The organism is Guptibacillus hwajinpoensis (genome assembly GCF_001039475.1).
Lineage (GTDB): Bacteria > Bacillota > Bacilli > Bacillales > Guptibacillaceae > Guptibacillus > Guptibacillus hwajinpoensis.
The window spans coordinates 159824-173684 of sequence record NZ_LELK01000015.1 but is presented as its reverse complement, the minus strand read 5'-3'; the positions used below and the strand labels follow the sequence as shown (position 1 = coordinate 173684).

Genomic DNA, 13861 nt, shown 5'->3' with positions numbered 1-13861 from the left:
CTATTCATTCACCTCAATAGTTGCAACAATTTTTTGATGAGCTACTGGAAAAGCAAATTCCTCTAGTTCGTCTTTATTTACTAACCGAACATTTTCTTCACTCTTAACTGTTCCTTGTATGGTTCCTATATAAACCGTTAATTGCCATTTAAGGTGGCTAAAAACATGGTCAAAAGCTGCAATTTCATTCTCAATGGCAACATCACAGTCATATTCCTCTTTAATATGTTTTCTGAGCTGGTCTTCTTTTAAGCCACCTTCTGTTAATTCAACATTCGGAAATTCCCACAAACTTGCTAAAAGTCCCTTATCTGGTCGCTTTCGAATAAGATACTTTCCCCTCAAATCTTTCAGGACGACTACCGCAATCGGTACAGGTCTTGGAGCTTTTTTCTTAGACTTAATAGGCAGCTCTTCTTGCGAACCTTCCTTAAATGCGCGGCAATGGTTTTGAACTGGACATAAAAGACATGAAGGAGATTTTGGGGTGCAAATGATTGCACCAAGCTCCATCATACCCTGATTGAATGAGGATGGGTCTTCTTCCGAAATGATATGCCTTGTAACTTCTTCAAACGTTTTTCTGCTTGAAGGCTTGGCAATGTCTTCCCATATCCCAAGAATTCTTGAAAGAACTCTCATCACGTTCCCATCGACTGCTGGCTCAGGAATATTATACGCAATACTCAAAATAGCTCCGGCTGTATAAGGACCGACACCTTTTAATTTCGCGATTTCTTTTGGATTATTTGGTACGACACTATTGTAGGTATCGGCTACCTCTCTAACCGCGCTTTGCAGATTTCTTGCCCTTGAATAATACCCTAATCCTTCCCACGCCTTTAGTACATCTGATTCTTCAGCATTAGCTAATGCTTCGATCGTGGGAAATTTCGAGATAAATCGTTCAAAGTATGGAATAACAGTATCAACCCTTGTTTGTTGAAGCATTATTTCCGATACCCATATCCGATAAGGATCCTGATTCTCACGCCAAGGAAGGTTCCTTTGTTCGTTTTTGTACCACGAAATTAAATCGTATTGAAACTGCTTCTCATCGAATAAATGTAGAAGCTCTGTCACTTTCTCATTCATTAATCAACTCTCCGATATGATATAGTAAGGTTTGTAAACAATAAATTAAATCTTCTAATAACCTTCCTCAACTTTCATCTAACACATATAATAACGTATCAATCTCATACAATCACCTTTTAACTTTTCACATCGCGATTATTTGGGTATAACTAAATAGAGTAGCTATTATAAGAGCGGGTTAATGTCCGCTCCATTTAGCTAAGCGTAGTTATTTATACAAAACAAACTTCTAGAAAAGAGCTTTTCGTAGACATTGTTGCTTTTACTTTATATCGTTTGATTTCCGCTTCAGCGAAGTGTTTAGATTTTTCAATAATTGTTTCAAAAGCAACAATCTTTTAAAAAAGAGTCTTAGAAAAGAGCTCTACAAATTGATTTATACGTTTCATAAGGAGGATTCTTACCCTATGGATACTGGGACTCATGTGGTCATGGGACTGGGGATTGGAGCTCTAGCAACGTTGGATCCAGCTATCGCTCAGGACCCAATTACCGCTCAAAGCGTTCTAATTGGTGCGCTGATTGGATCGCAGGCCCCGGACTTTGATACTGTTCTTAAACTTAAAAACAACGCTGTTTATATTCGTCATCATAGAGGGATTACACATTCTATTCCCGCGGTCCTTTTATGGCCGATCATCATTAGCAGTGGCATTATGCTTTTCTATCCAGAAACAAATTGGCTTCATTTATGGTTGTGGACATTTCTCGCTGTATTTATTCATGTGTTTGTCGATATTTTCAATGCTTATGGTACGCAAGCCATTAGACCTTTCTCAAATAGGTGGGTGGCGCTAGGAGTAATTAATATTTTTGACCCATTTATCTTTCTTCTTCATATTGGTGGTCTCATTCTTTGGTACACCGGTACAAATCCTGGATATACCTTCCTCACCATATATGGGGTAATCATCCTCTATTATTTCTGGAGGATTTACGAACAGAGAAAAGTCATAAAAGCCGTAAAAAACCGAATTCCGGCTGCGGTAGAAATTATCGTATCGCCAACTATTAATTGGAGCAGATGGCATATTGCTGTTAAATCAGAATCAAACTTCTATGTAGCTCGTGCTGACGGAACAACGATTACCGTTCAAGATGAGTTTGAACGCGTTCCCGTTCCGAAAACACCTGTTCTTGAATCAGCTAAAGAAGATCCAAACTTAAGTGCTTTCCTTTCATTTTCTCCAGTATATCGTTGGGAAATTGAAGAGAAGGAAGTTGGATATGAAGTTCGCTTTATCGACCTTCGCTATCGTAACAAAGGTCACTATCCATTCGTTGCTGTCGTTCAAATGGAGGACCAACTTGAGATCACTAGTTCTTATACTGGTTGGGTTTATAGTGAAGACACACTTAGAAAGAAACTCGATATAGCTCTCGACTAAAAAGAAACCGGCTGGACAAATTGTCCAGCCGGTTTCTTGATTAATGTTTGATACTACGGTCATCGCCAAAATAGCCCTTGTATTTTGGATTATTCATCATAAAGTCATGTAAGACTGGACCATAGTAATCAATCCATTGCTTTACAATTTTCTCTGTTACATCGCTACCTTTGTATTCTCTTCCAGCTTTTGCTCTGGACGATTCAAAATCTTCCCATAATAGTTCAACCATTGTTCTAGCTTGACCATATGAGAGGTGATTATTTCTTTCAAGAAGGTTATGAGTAAGCCTTTGAAATAAATCTTCCATCAGGCATTCTCCTTTCATGTTGTTCTTCCATTGCTTTCCGTAGAGAAAAGACACGCCTCTATCACATAACTTCCTTAACGCTACGCATACTAAATCTGTGCCTGTTAAGGTGAAGATTATCGAAAGGGGCGCATCATGATGAGAAATAAAAAAACCGGATTTCCAGACGCTAAATTCTCAGGTGAACCACGTGCTAAAGAAGAATTTGCATCAAAACGTGCAGACGGAACAACGAACACTCATCCACAAGAACGAATGAATGCTTCAAACCGTACCGGTAATCGACAGGGATAACTCTCAAATAGGAGGCGCTATCTATGGGTAAAAGAAATCGAAATCGAAATCGGATTCATTCGAATTATGAGGATCCATTTCAATCTCCTCGTGCAAATCCAAAACACGCTCATCATCAAGTGAACGGGGAAACCCAACAGGCATATAACGATATCGTTCTTCAAGTACAAACCAGAAAACGGTCGTAACCAATGAACTAATTAGAGAGCAGCTTACTGCTGCTCTTTCTTAATAAGCATTGCAATAGGGAATGCCTCAATTTCACTATTCCCCGTGCGATAACCCCAAGCAAATGTACCATTCATATAATCAATTGTGAACGTTGAACCGGGATCACCATCAATTTCATATTGTTCACCAGAAGTAAAATCTTCAGGATCTAATAAATAAGACTTAGCAAGCGCAATTCTACGCTCATGAACGGAGAATTCATTCACCATTCCCATTTGTTCAGCTCTGCGTGCCTTTTCACTCAGTAACGCAATTTCACTTCGTAACTCTTGTTCACTCATTTCACTAAACCGTTTCTCCATTTCTTGCCTCCAATACTCATGATGCACTATTCCCACAAGTATAGTTCATTTTCTAGCACATGACAAAAATATGCTACGCTTACATAGGAGGAGGAATTCATTATGAAAACAATACTAATCACTGGTGCTGGTTCAGGACTTGGTGCTGAATTAGCAAAACAGTGGGCAAATGAAGGTAATCATATCGTGTTAGTTGGTAGAACAAAGCAAAAGCTAGAAGGGGTTCAACGTTCTATTAAGAACGGTTCGAGCTCCATATATACGTGTGATATTTCTGATTCAAAGCAAGTTGCTGAACTTATGGAAGCATTGGAAAAGAATGAAACAGTTGTTGATTTACTTGTAAATAACGCTGGTGTAGGTGCGTTTGGGGCTTTAGAAGAAATTCCGATTGAAGATATTCATCAAGTTCTTGATACAAATGTTAAGGGAACGATTTTTCTAACTCAAGCTCTACTTAAAACCCTGAAAAAAGGTGGAGGAAGAGTAATGAATATCATCTCCACAGCAGGATTGAAGGGGAAAAATCATGAATCGGTTTATGTTGCTTCTAAATACGCGGTACGTGGCTTTACAGAAAGCCTTTGGAAAGAGTTAGAAGACACGAATGCAAGTGCAACAGCTGTTTATATGGGAGGAATGGATACCCCCTTCTGGTCAGATACAGATCATGTGAAAGATTCGTCCAGATTAAAATCACCTTCAGAGAAAGCGAAACAAATTATTCATCTTGATGAAGGACAGAAAGAAATTTTTATTGATCGTTAAATTCTTCTAAGTAACGATTAATCAGTGGGAAGGGGAAGCCTTTACGGTAGAGAAATTGCTTCATTTTATGATCAAACTCTCTACGATCTAAATTACTATAACGGCGCTCAGCTTTTTGCGCTTGAAGCACAAGTGCCTCCCATTCTTCATCGTCACCCTTTTCTAGTTCGATATTATCCATAACTTCTTGAATAATATCGCGATCAAATCCTTTTGCTCTTAACTCTTGATTAACCTTTTGCTTGAGCTCAGTAGAAGAAGCTTTTTTAAGCTTATTGGCCTTTTTTTCTGCTACACTTTGAGCAAGCTCTACTTGTTTTTCATATGAGTATTCTTCAAGTGCTTTTTCTGTCATAGCTTTGTTTACTCCCTTTTGCTTGAGCTCCTGTCCAATTACAAATGGACCCTTGCCGCCAGCATTTATTTTAGTTCGAACGAAAGCTTTAGCAAATTCAAGGTCATCTACATAGCCATAGCGCTCTAGCTTCTCGAAAATAGAGGGAAACGCTCCTTCGGGTATTTCTTTTTTTAGAAGATAGTCCCTTACTTCTTTTTGAGAGCGCATGCGGTAAGATAAGTAATTAAGAGCGTAGTTCATACCTTTTTTCACCTGGTCTTCAAAGTGGATATTCTCAAGCATGTCGTCATCTAGCTCCACGCCTTTTCGAAGACCAAAGCTAATAAGTACGTCTAAATCAACACCGAATCCAAATTCTTCACCAGAACCTTTATCAATAAAAATAGAAAAACGCTCATTATTGTTCTTTTGTGTCGTTATACGCGTAATCTTGACCAATGCACTCACCTCAAGTCATATTGTAGCATTTTGAGATTGAAGACACGAAAATTTAACCTACTGATTAAAGGATTCCTTTTATGGGTAAAGAAGTAGTAATAAAAGGACATCGCGTAAGCTTAGGAGGAAGATCAAATGAACATTGCGATTACGGGAGGAACTGGCTTTGTCGGTAGTGCTCTTACAGAATCTTTTGTAAACGACGGACACTCCGTTTATATTCTGACACGTAACCCAGACAATAAGCCTGTTAAAAAAGGGGTTACTTATGTAAAATGGCTAAAAGACGATGCGGAGCCTGCTAAAGAGCTACCTAATATTCATGCCATTGTTAACCTAGCTGGCGAATCAATAAACAGTGGTCGTTGGACAGAAGAAAGAAAACAGCGAATTCTTGATAGTCGAATTTCTTCAACAAGAGAAATAATTTCGATCATTCAACAGCGAGATAAAAAGCCACGTGTTCTGGTTAATGCTTCTGCCATTGGCTATTATGGCTCATCATTGGATCAATCCTTCACCGAGAACAACACAGAAGCTGGAAACGATTTTCTAGCTGATGTTTCAAAGAAATGGGAAGATGAAGCAATGAATGCACAAAACCACGGAGTCCGAACGGTCTTAACACGGTTTGGAATCGTGCTCGGTGAAGAAGGCGCGTTGCCGTTAATGGTGTTACCTTATAAGTTATTTATCGGTGGCAAACTGGGCGATGGACGTCAGTGGTATTCTTGGGTTCACATTCAAGATGTTATTGGTATGATTCGATTTGCAGTTGATCATGAATCTGTACAAGGACCGTTAAATGTCACAGCACCTGAACCTAAGCGGATGAATGATTTTGGAAAAACCGTTGCTGAAGTGCTTAATCGACCACATTGGATACCAGTTCCGGAAGCCCCTATGCAGGCTGCACTTGGTGAGAAGAGCGGCATTGTTCTAAAAGGACAGTGTGTCCTTCCACAAAAAGCAAAAGAACTTGGCTATCCTTTCCGCTATATTAAATTAAAAGATGCACTAGAGAACCTGCTGGTTTAACAGCAGGTTTTCTTTATCCAATGGATGTTAGCTCATATTGTTGATTTCTCGACTTTGGCTCATTCGAGTGAAATTTCAGTTTCACTCGCCTATCCAATAATACTTCAAAGTTTCTACCGTCAGCGAGCTAGCATCTATGATAATAAATGGCTATAATAAATTAACAAAATGGTGACAGGATCCCTAACCAAAACTAACAGATGATAGGTGAGTAATGTGACAATATTAATTAAACAAGCAAGAGTTTACCCAATATCTTCAACCATCCTTCCTTCCGCTGATGTTCTAGTTAAAGATGGACTTATTCACGAAGTTGCCCCTTCCATTCCAGAGCAGCCTGAGATGACTGTTATAGACGGGACAGGATGTCATCTTCTCCCTGGCTTAATTGATGCACACACTCATGTCGGTCTTTATGATGAAGGTACAGGATGGGCTGGAAATGATGCAAACGAAACTGTAGAAGCTCTTACCCCTCACGTACGTGCACTAGATGGTGTTAACCCACTCGACGTTGGGTTTAAGGATGCTATTGCGTTTGGTGTTACGTCTGTTCAGGTTATGCCTGGAAGCGCAAACATTATTGGTGGAACTACGACTGTTTTGAAAACACACGGCAAAAATGTAGAGAAAATGATCGTTAGAGAAACAGCTGGACTTAAAATAGCCTTAGGAGAGAATCCCAAGCGAGTGCATAGCCATTCAAACAATGACTCCATTACACGTATGGGAATTATGGGACTGCTACGGGAAGCATTCTATCACGCAAGTCGATCTGATCGTAAAGAACATCCGCGCATTGCTCCAATTATCGCTGCGCTTAATCGTGAAATTCCAGTAAGGATACACGCCCACCGGGCTGATGACATCTTAACTGCTGTACGCTTTGCAAGAGAATTTGATCTTGATCTTAGAATTGAGCACTGTACCGAAGGACATTTAATCGCTGATGACCTTAGTGGACAGAACCTTAAAGTATCCGTAGGACCTACTATGACAAGGCGTTCTAAAATTGAACTTAAGAACAAAACGTGGGCAACCTATGGCATTCTTAATAACCACGGCATTGAAGTTTCCATCACAACCGATCATCCGTACGTTCCTATTCAATATCTAAACGTATGTGCAGCCCTTGCTGTCAGAGAAGGCTTAAGTGAAGAGAAAGCACTTGAAGGCATTACTCTTAATCCTGCCAGAAGTCTTGGTGTTGACCACCGAATTGGTAGCATTGAAGTTGGAAAAGACGCTGATTTAGTACTATGGTCTCATCACCCTTTTCATTTCGAAGCTAGACCATTATTAACGATGATAGATGGTAAAATTATTCATAAAAAATAAGCAAAAAACCAGTATCTTTTTTAATTAAATTTGAGTATGATATTTTTGTAATTAAAATAAAATGAACTAACAACTTTATAAATGAATATGGGAAGGCAATTGGTGCGCCACCAGCAATGACTGGTCCTAGTGGGTTCGATTCCCACCCCGAATAATAATTCAACATACTATTATTCGAGGGTGGGGTTAAGTCTGCCCTCGACAGGAGGGAAACTCATGATTAAACATCGTGACCTGTCGGAATGTCATGTGCTATTTGACTTGATGGTTGACCCAGCTGTCTTCCCATTTGTACGTCATAAAGCAAACTCATACGAAGAATATTTGTTTCTAACGAAGCAAATCATTGAAGCTGAACAACAAGGTGAGTTAATATCTCGCACTATTCTAGATGAATGGGGTAACCCTATTGGAACGATTAACCTATATGACCTTGATCAACAAACAGGATTTCTCGGTACGTGGATTGGAACTCCTTACCACGGAAAAGGCTATAATCAGCTTGCAAAAGATGCATTTTTCAATGAAATGTTTTTCGAAAAACAAATTCAAACGATTTTCATGCGCATTAATCAAGGTAACATTCGTTCCCAAAAAGCTGCTGAGAAAATTCCTTTTGTAGAAAAGGCCAATGAAAAATGGCCTGAAATCTTCCAGAAGATTAATACAGGAGAAAAATCTTATCATTTATATGAAATCGAACGTGATAATTATCTTCTTCACACTATGCGTGAACGTCCAGAAACAATTGAAGTTCAGCTAGAAGCTTAAGTCCCTTTGCAGGGACTTTTTTCTTTTGATTGTTAAAGAATGTTCTTTCTTAAAAATGGGGTTATGTAAAACGCCACATTTCATGGTTCTTGGAGCGGAAGGTGCTCGACTCCTGCGGGACTAGCGGGACAGGGGAGACCCCACATGCGCAATGTTTTTGTGCGCCGAGGAGGCTCACCGCCCGCCCCGCGGAAAGCGAGCACCTGGAGCGCAAATCAACTCCTAGAACTAAGGCATTGGTTTCAACATTCCTGCATAGATCTCTTCTTGATGGCAATGCTAGTACCATCTTAAAGAAGAGAGGGATTATCGTGAATAAACGCAAAGGAAGAGATAACAAGGAATCAAAGATGACGTTAACCAAAACACAGGATGTTCTATTCGGACGTGAATTTAAACGAGCTGATCGAGCTGGCCAAAAATAATCACCCTTCACGAATATTAGGATCAACATTAGCCATTCTAATTAGTGGAGAGATGCTCTCCAAACTCACTTACAGGAGCTGATTCAGATGGCAAAACGTCCAAACAATTCAGAAGGAAAACAAAAGCGACAAGCACAGAATCCGATCCCTGCAGCGCAAAATGAAGATGTAGAATTTGCAAGTGAATTTGATGCCGCTGATGCAAAAGCAGCAGAAAGAGCAAAAGCCGCTAACGAAAGAGCAAAAAAGCAAAGATAACTAATAAAAGGGACCTCTTGAGGTCCCTTTTTCTTATGCTTATCAATTTGTCTTAGTTAGTCCATTGTGGAAATTTATTATTCTCACATTGTTAACAATGTGGATAACTTATAACTAACCCTTTAATAACGCTATTTGCAACAACTAACGAATATTGTGGATAAAAAAGCGCTCAATCTGTGGATACTGTTGATAATTCTGTGTATAAGGCACGATATATGCTTTTGTACTGTGTATAACTATGTGGAAAGTGTTAATGACTCTACAGAGTAAACAGTCAAAACGTTAGGATTAATGTTACTTTTCTGCAAATTTAGTTCTACTATCCATTCTTTCTTTTTTTGAATACTGCAACGACTTCAATATGAGCTGTTTGTGGAAACATATCAACAGGCTGTAATTCTTTTATTTCAAATCCTTTTTTCATTAGGAATGCCGCATCTTTTGCAAGTGTGGATGGATTACATGATACATAAACAATACGATCTGGTTTTGCTTTGACCATTGTGGATAACAATTTATCATCACATCCTGTTCGAGGAGGATCAACGACGATAACATCTGGTTTAAAGCCTTCTTTAACCCAGCTAGGAACCAAATCTTCTGCTTTACCCACTTCATATTTCATTGAAGAATGGTAACCATGCTTTTTTGCATTTTTTCTAGCATCAGCAATTGATTCTTTTATAACATCCATACCCCTGACTTCTTTAGCCTGATTAGCAAGCCATAGTCCAATTGTTCCTACTCCACAGTAAGCGTCGATGATGTTTTCCTTACCAGTAAGCTCAGCAGCCTTTTTAACTTCATCATACAATTTAACTGTTTGAATAGGGTTCAATTGGAAAAAGGCACGAGCCGATAATTCAAAATGCAAATCGCCTAGTGACTCTTGAATCACTTCTTCCCCATTCATGACTAGTGTTTTCTCACCGAAAATGATTGACGTACGTTTACCATTCACATTTTGAATCACTGATTTCACTTCCGGAAGGCGCTTTTTAATTTCCTTAATAAGCAATTCTTTACGTGGGATATTTTGTTCTGAGGTAACAAGAACAAGTTGAATTTGACCTGTTTCAAAACCAACTCTCGTTACAATTGTCCGAATAAGTCCCTTATGTTTCTTTTCGTTATAAATTGAAATATTCAAGTCTTCTAATATGTTTACAACCTGGCGAGTTACGCGATTTGTTTCTGGATGTTGAACAAGGCAATTGGTTAGTTCAACTAATTCATGTGAACCTGTGCCGTACAAACCAGCAATTACTTTTCCTTTTTGTTTCCTAACCTGAAGTTGACTTTTGTTTCGATAATTCCATGGGTCTTCCATTCCAATGACAGGCTTTATTGCTATATCTTTCTCACCCAACTTGGCATGTCGCTCAAATGACTGAACCACAATGTCCCGTTTTTCTCTTAGCTGGCCATTATAACTTAGATGCTGCAACTGACAGCCCCCACACTCTTCATAGACAGGGCATGGTGGTGTAATTCGATCAGTAGATTTTTTTCGCAATCGTTTGACTTTCGCTTCAGCTCGATTTGGAAAGACCGTTGTAACTTCTGCAGTAACTTCTTCACCTGGTAGAGCACCAGGAACAAAGACAACCGTACGCTTAAAGAAACCAACACCTTCACCATTTATTCCTAGTCTTTTTATTGTAAGAGGGATCGTTTGGCCCATAACTAACCCCGATCCTTTCACTTCTTTTTTATTCAATATTATCTCTCCTTCTAACTACTCGCTTAAACTCTCCCACAAATACATGGAGACATAGCTTGAATACGGTGACCACTTCTCATGATAAGCGTAAAGTTCTTCTTTAGTCGGCTTGGAGGTAAGGTTAAACCATTTTTTAATGGCATTCTGAATTCCCACATCCCCTGCGGGTAGTATATCTTTTCTTCCTAGTCCAAACAGAAGAACGCACTCAACAGTCCAGGGACCGACTCCTCTAATTGGAAGGAGCTTCTTATACGCATCTTCATTTGAAAGCTCAGTCAGCTCGTCCATATTCAATTCACCATTAACCATTCTTCGAGCAACGCCAATAACGTACTCTGCTTTTCGATTACTAAATTGCAGTTCCCTTAATTCTTCCACAGTTAGATTACTAACTACTTCAGCATCTGGATAGAACCAAACACCGTCCTTCTCTCTTCCATAACGAGTCACAAATCGATACGTGAGTGTATAAGCGAATTTCATATTTAACTGCTGATGGACAATATTCTTTAATAACGTACAATAAGTGCTTGGTTCACAGATTATTGGCATCCCAGCATATTGTTCAACAAGCTCCCCGATAGTAGTGGAATCTAACGTTCCTAAAATGTCTCTTGGCTTCATATCGAAATCATACATAGCACGTATTCGACTAATAACCTCATCTTTTGTGCTAATTTCCTCTCCTCTAACCTCGAAAGCCGGACGTTCCTTCGTTCCTTGCGATTGAACGGACACAACAGCTTCACCTTGATTTAACACCAAAGGCACTTTCAATAACCTATTCTCAAATTCTATATATTGAAGCGGATCCATACTTACCCGTCCGAATAACCTCTCAACATCATAAGGCGCCTCTGGATATATCATTTCAGACCACACAATACCGCCCCCATCATTTAGTCCTTATTATCGCAAATAATCAAGAAAAGCGGAAGTGGCCGCTTAGACCCGACAGGCACTGGAAGCAACCAAATTGAACACGTTCTTTGTGTTCGAGTTATAGGGTGAAGTGACCGAGTGTCTGGAGGCTGCAGCTAGACAGAAAAGCGGAAGTGGCCGTTTAGGTCCGAAAAGCGCTGGAGCCTTTCAAATCGAACACGTTCTTTGTGTTCGGGTTGAAAGGTGAAGCGACTCGAGGACCTGGCCACTGCAGCTGGATCACGAAAAGCGGAGACGAGCGTTCAGAAACGGAGATATTGGAACTCTTGAACTGGAACACGATCTTTGTGTTCAAGTGAAAGAGTGAAATATCGCAGTTTCTGCGAGTCGTAGCTGGATCACGAAAAGCGGAAGTGGACGTTTAGACCCGCCAGGCACTGGAAGTAACCAGAATAATTCAATACACAAGAAAAGGACTGCCAGATCTGGCAGTCCTTTTCTTATGGAGCTAGAGGTTCAGGGAGAGTCCGTTTCAGGACTAGATCATCAAGACTTTTGAAAGTATATCCTTCCTTCTTTAAGTCCTGTATAACTCGTTCAAGTGCTTCAGCATTGTCTTTAGAAACAGTATGGAGAAGCATAATCGCACCTGGATGTACCTGTTTCATAATTGAATCATACGCATATTGACTTCCCCTTTGCTTGTCTCTCTCCCAATCCTTATAGGCAAGTGACCAGAAAATATTTCGATAGCCTTCTTCATGCGAGATCGCAAGGGATCTTTCGCTAAAAACACCTCTTGGTGGCCTTAAATACTGCATCGTTTTATCTCCAGTTATGCGAGTATACTCCTCTTTCACCTTACTTAATTCTTCTCTGATCCTGTCATCAGAAATAGTGGTCATGTCTGGATGATGCCAGGAATGATTCCCTACAATATGGCCTTCCTTCACCATTCTTTTCACAAGATCTGCTTGGTCTGTTAAATAATAACCTGTAACAAAAAATGCTGCCGGTACCTTCTCTTTTTTTAGAACGTCTAAAATTCCTGCAGTATATCCGTTCTCATAGCCATTATCAAAAGTAACATACAGTTCTTTTTGGTCTGTGTTTCCAATAAAGTAACCGTTATAAGGTTTAAGTAATTGTTCAAACTCTGGTTCGGTAGTAGCTGGGGCATGGTTTTTACTTCGTTTGAAGTACCAATCATGGGCTTCATTGCTTACAGCCGCCGCTGTAATTGGAGTGAAACCCACTACTAGTGCTAAAACAACTGCAATCACTCTCATTTTCAGACCTCCTTCATTTAGTATTCTTTAGTGTGCGATTGTTCCTGCAGGTACTATTTCTTAAGAATTAAAAATTTATCAATACTTAGTTGTTCTATCTCACTTATAAAAAAACCAGCATTTCTGCTGGTTATTGGCGCGTATTAAACTCAAAGCTTAAGTAATCTTGAACTGGAATCCAAGCGCCAATCCCCTGTTGAGTTACGTTACGCACTTCAATTTTTTTCTTACTACCTTTCAAGACAAGGTATACTTCTCCATATGTTACCTTTCCTTTTTCGTTAACAGCTGGTACATAACTTGTTAACACTCCGTAATTTTTAGCTCCTACATTATAAACGTTACCTTTCTTTGTATCTTTCCCAATCATTGTCTGGAAAGAAAGCGAAAGTTTTGTTTTCTCAGAAGCCTTCATCATCATCATTTTCTTAACATCTTCACTATCGGGGATGGATGCAGTCAATCCACCCGTTACTTTCTTTTCTGCTTCCTGACGATATGTCATCTGAACAGGAGCAGTTCCTCCTCTATTGTCCACTTTATTAACGTTTGCTTGCTTATATTGCCAATTCACATTTGTTTCTTGGGACTCATAATTTAAAGCCCATTTTCCTAAATAAATACTAGCACGGTAGCCAATTGCAACTTTAGACGGGGATATAGAAGAGTCATTTAAAATCTGAATTAGCTCTGGATTATCGATTTGAATTTTTGCAGATCCTGTTAGTTCTCTTGTTAATTCACTTGGTTGTAATGTAGGCTGATCCTGTGCTGGATTTGGGTATGTGTTCTCTTTAGAAATATTTACAGTTGAATTTGGGACTTGCAGAGACTGTTGTTTACCTTCCTTCTTTCCTCCTTCCGCCATCGTTTGGACTGGCAAGAGAAGCGTGAGAAGGATAATCATAAAAGCGATTTTCTTCATTTAAATTCTCCTTTCAATG

At 39.5% G+C, this 13861-nt stretch carries 17 protein-coding genes; 9 read left to right on the top strand and 8 right to left on the bottom strand.

The annotated features are described in order from the left end of the window. Positions 1-1095 carry an A/G-specific adenine glycosylase gene (gene mutY / locus AB986_RS20890; protein WP_048313619.1) on the bottom strand — a complete coding sequence of 365 codons (1095 nt, stop codon included), beginning with the start codon at positions 1093-1095 and terminating at the stop codon, positions 1-3. A 410-nt stretch (positions 1096-1505) separates the two neighbouring features. Between mutY and AB986_RS20885 the strand changes: the two genes are divergently transcribed. Next, positions 1506-2486: a metal-dependent hydrolase gene (locus tag AB986_RS20885; RefSeq protein ID WP_048313617.1), complete on the top strand. Its 981-nt coding sequence runs from the start codon at positions 1506-1508 to the stop codon at positions 2484-2486. 40 nt (positions 2487-2526) lie between these two features. Here the strand turns inward: AB986_RS20885 and AB986_RS20880 are convergent, their stop codons facing one another. Further along, positions 2527-2796, bottom strand: coding sequence for a YfhJ family protein (locus AB986_RS20880; protein ID WP_048313615.1), 270 nt, complete (start codon positions 2794-2796; stop codon positions 2527-2529). Between the two features lie 138 nt (positions 2797-2934). Here AB986_RS20880 and sspK point away from each other — a divergent pair, with 138 nt between their 5' ends. Together sspK and AB986_RS21945 are read left to right on the top strand one after the other, a co-directional pair. After that, a complete protein-coding gene (sspK, locus tag AB986_RS20875; RefSeq protein WP_048313678.1) occupies positions 2935-3090 on the top strand; it encodes a small, acid-soluble spore protein K in 156 nt (51 codons plus the stop codon). Between the two features lie 23 nt (positions 3091-3113). Continuing rightward, a complete protein-coding gene (locus tag AB986_RS21945) occupies positions 3114-3278 on the top strand; it encodes a YpzG family protein (RefSeq protein ID WP_084006679.1) in 165 nt (54 codons plus the stop codon). Between the two features lie 24 nt (positions 3279-3302). Here AB986_RS21945 and AB986_RS20870 read toward each other — a convergent pair whose 3' ends face one another. Then, positions 3303-3623 carry a YfhH family protein gene (locus AB986_RS20870; protein WP_048313613.1) on the bottom strand — a complete coding sequence of 107 codons (321 nt, stop codon included), beginning with the start codon at positions 3621-3623 and terminating at the stop codon, positions 3303-3305. 102 nt (positions 3624-3725) lie between these two features. Between AB986_RS20870 and AB986_RS20865 the strand changes: the two genes are divergently transcribed. Beyond that, complete coding sequence (locus AB986_RS20865; RefSeq protein WP_048313610.1) at positions 3726-4391, top strand: SDR family NAD(P)-dependent oxidoreductase; 666 nt, start codon at positions 3726-3728, stop codon at positions 4389-4391. Here the strand turns inward: AB986_RS20865 and recX are convergent. After that, the gene (gene recX / locus AB986_RS20860) at positions 4378-5187 is read right to left on the bottom strand and encodes a recombination regulator RecX (RefSeq protein ID WP_048313608.1); all 810 of its coding nucleotides are present in this window, start codon (positions 5185-5187) and stop codon (positions 4378-4380) included. The two genes, AB986_RS20865 and recX, sit on opposite strands and share 14 nt — an antisense overlap. 135 nt (positions 5188-5322) lie before the next feature. On the opposite strand from recX, the gene AB986_RS20855 reads away from it, so the two are divergent. From AB986_RS20855 to AB986_RS22145, 5 genes are all read left to right on the top strand, one after another. Then, complete coding sequence (locus AB986_RS20855) at positions 5323-6225, top strand: TIGR01777 family oxidoreductase (protein WP_048313607.1); 903 nt, start codon at positions 5323-5325, stop codon at positions 6223-6225. A 216-nt stretch (positions 6226-6441) separates the two neighbouring features. Then, positions 6442-7563 (top strand): amidohydrolase, encoded by a 1122-nt coding sequence (locus AB986_RS20850; protein WP_048313606.1) that lies wholly within the window; start codon positions 6442-6444, stop codon positions 7561-7563. A 216-nt stretch (positions 7564-7779) separates the two neighbouring features. Continuing rightward, complete coding sequence (locus tag AB986_RS20845; RefSeq protein ID WP_048313604.1) at positions 7780-8334, top strand: GNAT family N-acetyltransferase; 555 nt, start codon at positions 7780-7782, stop codon at positions 8332-8334. 311 nt (positions 8335-8645) lie between these two features. Beyond that, positions 8646-8759 carry a YfhE family protein gene (locus AB986_RS22150; RefSeq protein ID WP_152671054.1) on the top strand — a complete coding sequence of 38 codons (114 nt, stop codon included), beginning with the start codon at positions 8646-8648 and terminating at the stop codon, positions 8757-8759. 87 nt (positions 8760-8846) lie between these two features. Further along, positions 8847-9017 carry a YfhD family protein gene (locus AB986_RS22145; protein WP_152671053.1) on the top strand — a complete coding sequence of 57 codons (171 nt, stop codon included), beginning with the start codon at positions 8847-8849 and terminating at the stop codon, positions 9015-9017. A gap of 322 nt (positions 9018-9339) precedes the next feature. On the opposite strand, the gene rlmD is transcribed toward AB986_RS22145, so the two are convergent. From rlmD to AB986_RS20820, 4 genes are all read right to left on the bottom strand, one after another. Further along, entirely contained in the window at positions 9340-10704 is a 1365-nt protein-coding gene (rlmD, locus tag AB986_RS20835; RefSeq protein WP_152671060.1) for a 23S rRNA (uracil(1939)-C(5))-methyltransferase RlmD, read from the bottom strand. A 54-nt stretch (positions 10705-10758) separates the two neighbouring features. Next, entirely contained in the window at positions 10759-11628 is an 870-nt protein-coding gene (locus AB986_RS20830) for a DNA-3-methyladenine glycosylase family protein (protein WP_048313599.1), read from the bottom strand. Between the two features lie 500 nt (positions 11629-12128). Beyond that, positions 12129-12917, bottom strand: coding sequence for a delta-lactam-biosynthetic de-N-acetylase (pdaA, locus tag AB986_RS20825; protein WP_048313597.1), 789 nt, complete (start codon positions 12915-12917; stop codon positions 12129-12131). A 130-nt stretch (positions 12918-13047) separates the two neighbouring features. Continuing rightward, positions 13048-13842: a YfkD famly protein gene (locus AB986_RS20820; protein ID WP_048313596.1), complete on the bottom strand. Its 795-nt coding sequence runs from the start codon at positions 13840-13842 to the stop codon at positions 13048-13050. Positions 13843-13861: the final 19 nt, after the last annotated feature.

Bases quoted from the DNA above. Each gene is read 5' to 3' on its own strand.
- mutY (WP_048313619.1), bottom strand. From the start codon at position 1,095: ATGAATGAGAAAGTGACAGAGCTTCTACATTTATTCGATGAGAAGCAG.
- AB986_RS20885 (WP_048313617.1), top strand. From the start codon at position 1,506: ATGGATACTGGGACTCATGTGGTCATGGGACTGGGGATTGGAGCTCTA.
- AB986_RS20880 (WP_048313615.1), bottom strand. From the start codon at position 2,796: ATGGAAGATTTATTTCAAAGGCTTACTCATAACCTTCTTGAAAGAAAT.
- sspK (WP_048313678.1), top strand. From the start codon at position 2,935: ATGAGAAATAAAAAAACCGGATTTCCAGACGCTAAATTCTCAGGTGAA.
- AB986_RS21945 (WP_084006679.1), top strand. From the start codon at position 3,114: ATGGGTAAAAGAAATCGAAATCGAAATCGGATTCATTCGAATTATGAG.
- AB986_RS20870 (WP_048313613.1), bottom strand. From the start codon at position 3,623: ATGGAGAAACGGTTTAGTGAAATGAGTGAACAAGAGTTACGAAGTGAA.
- AB986_RS20865 (WP_048313610.1), top strand. From the start codon at position 3,726: ATGAAAACAATACTAATCACTGGTGCTGGTTCAGGACTTGGTGCTGAA.
- AB986_RS20855 (WP_048313607.1), top strand. From the start codon at position 5,323: ATGAACATTGCGATTACGGGAGGAACTGGCTTTGTCGGTAGTGCTCTT.
- AB986_RS20845 (WP_048313604.1), top strand. From the start codon at position 7,780: ATGATTAAACATCGTGACCTGTCGGAATGTCATGTGCTATTTGACTTG.
- AB986_RS22145 (WP_152671053.1), top strand. From the start codon at position 8,847: ATGGCAAAACGTCCAAACAATTCAGAAGGAAAACAAAAGCGACAAGCA.
- rlmD (WP_152671060.1), bottom strand. From the start codon at position 10,704: ATGGGCCAAACGATCCCTCTTACAATAAAAAGACTAGGAATAAATGGT.
- pdaA (WP_048313597.1), bottom strand. From the start codon at position 12,917: ATGAGAGTGATTGCAGTTGTTTTAGCACTAGTAGTGGGTTTCACTCCA.
- AB986_RS20820 (WP_048313596.1), bottom strand. From the start codon at position 13,842: ATGAAGAAAATCGCTTTTATGATTATCCTTCTCACGCTTCTCTTGCCA.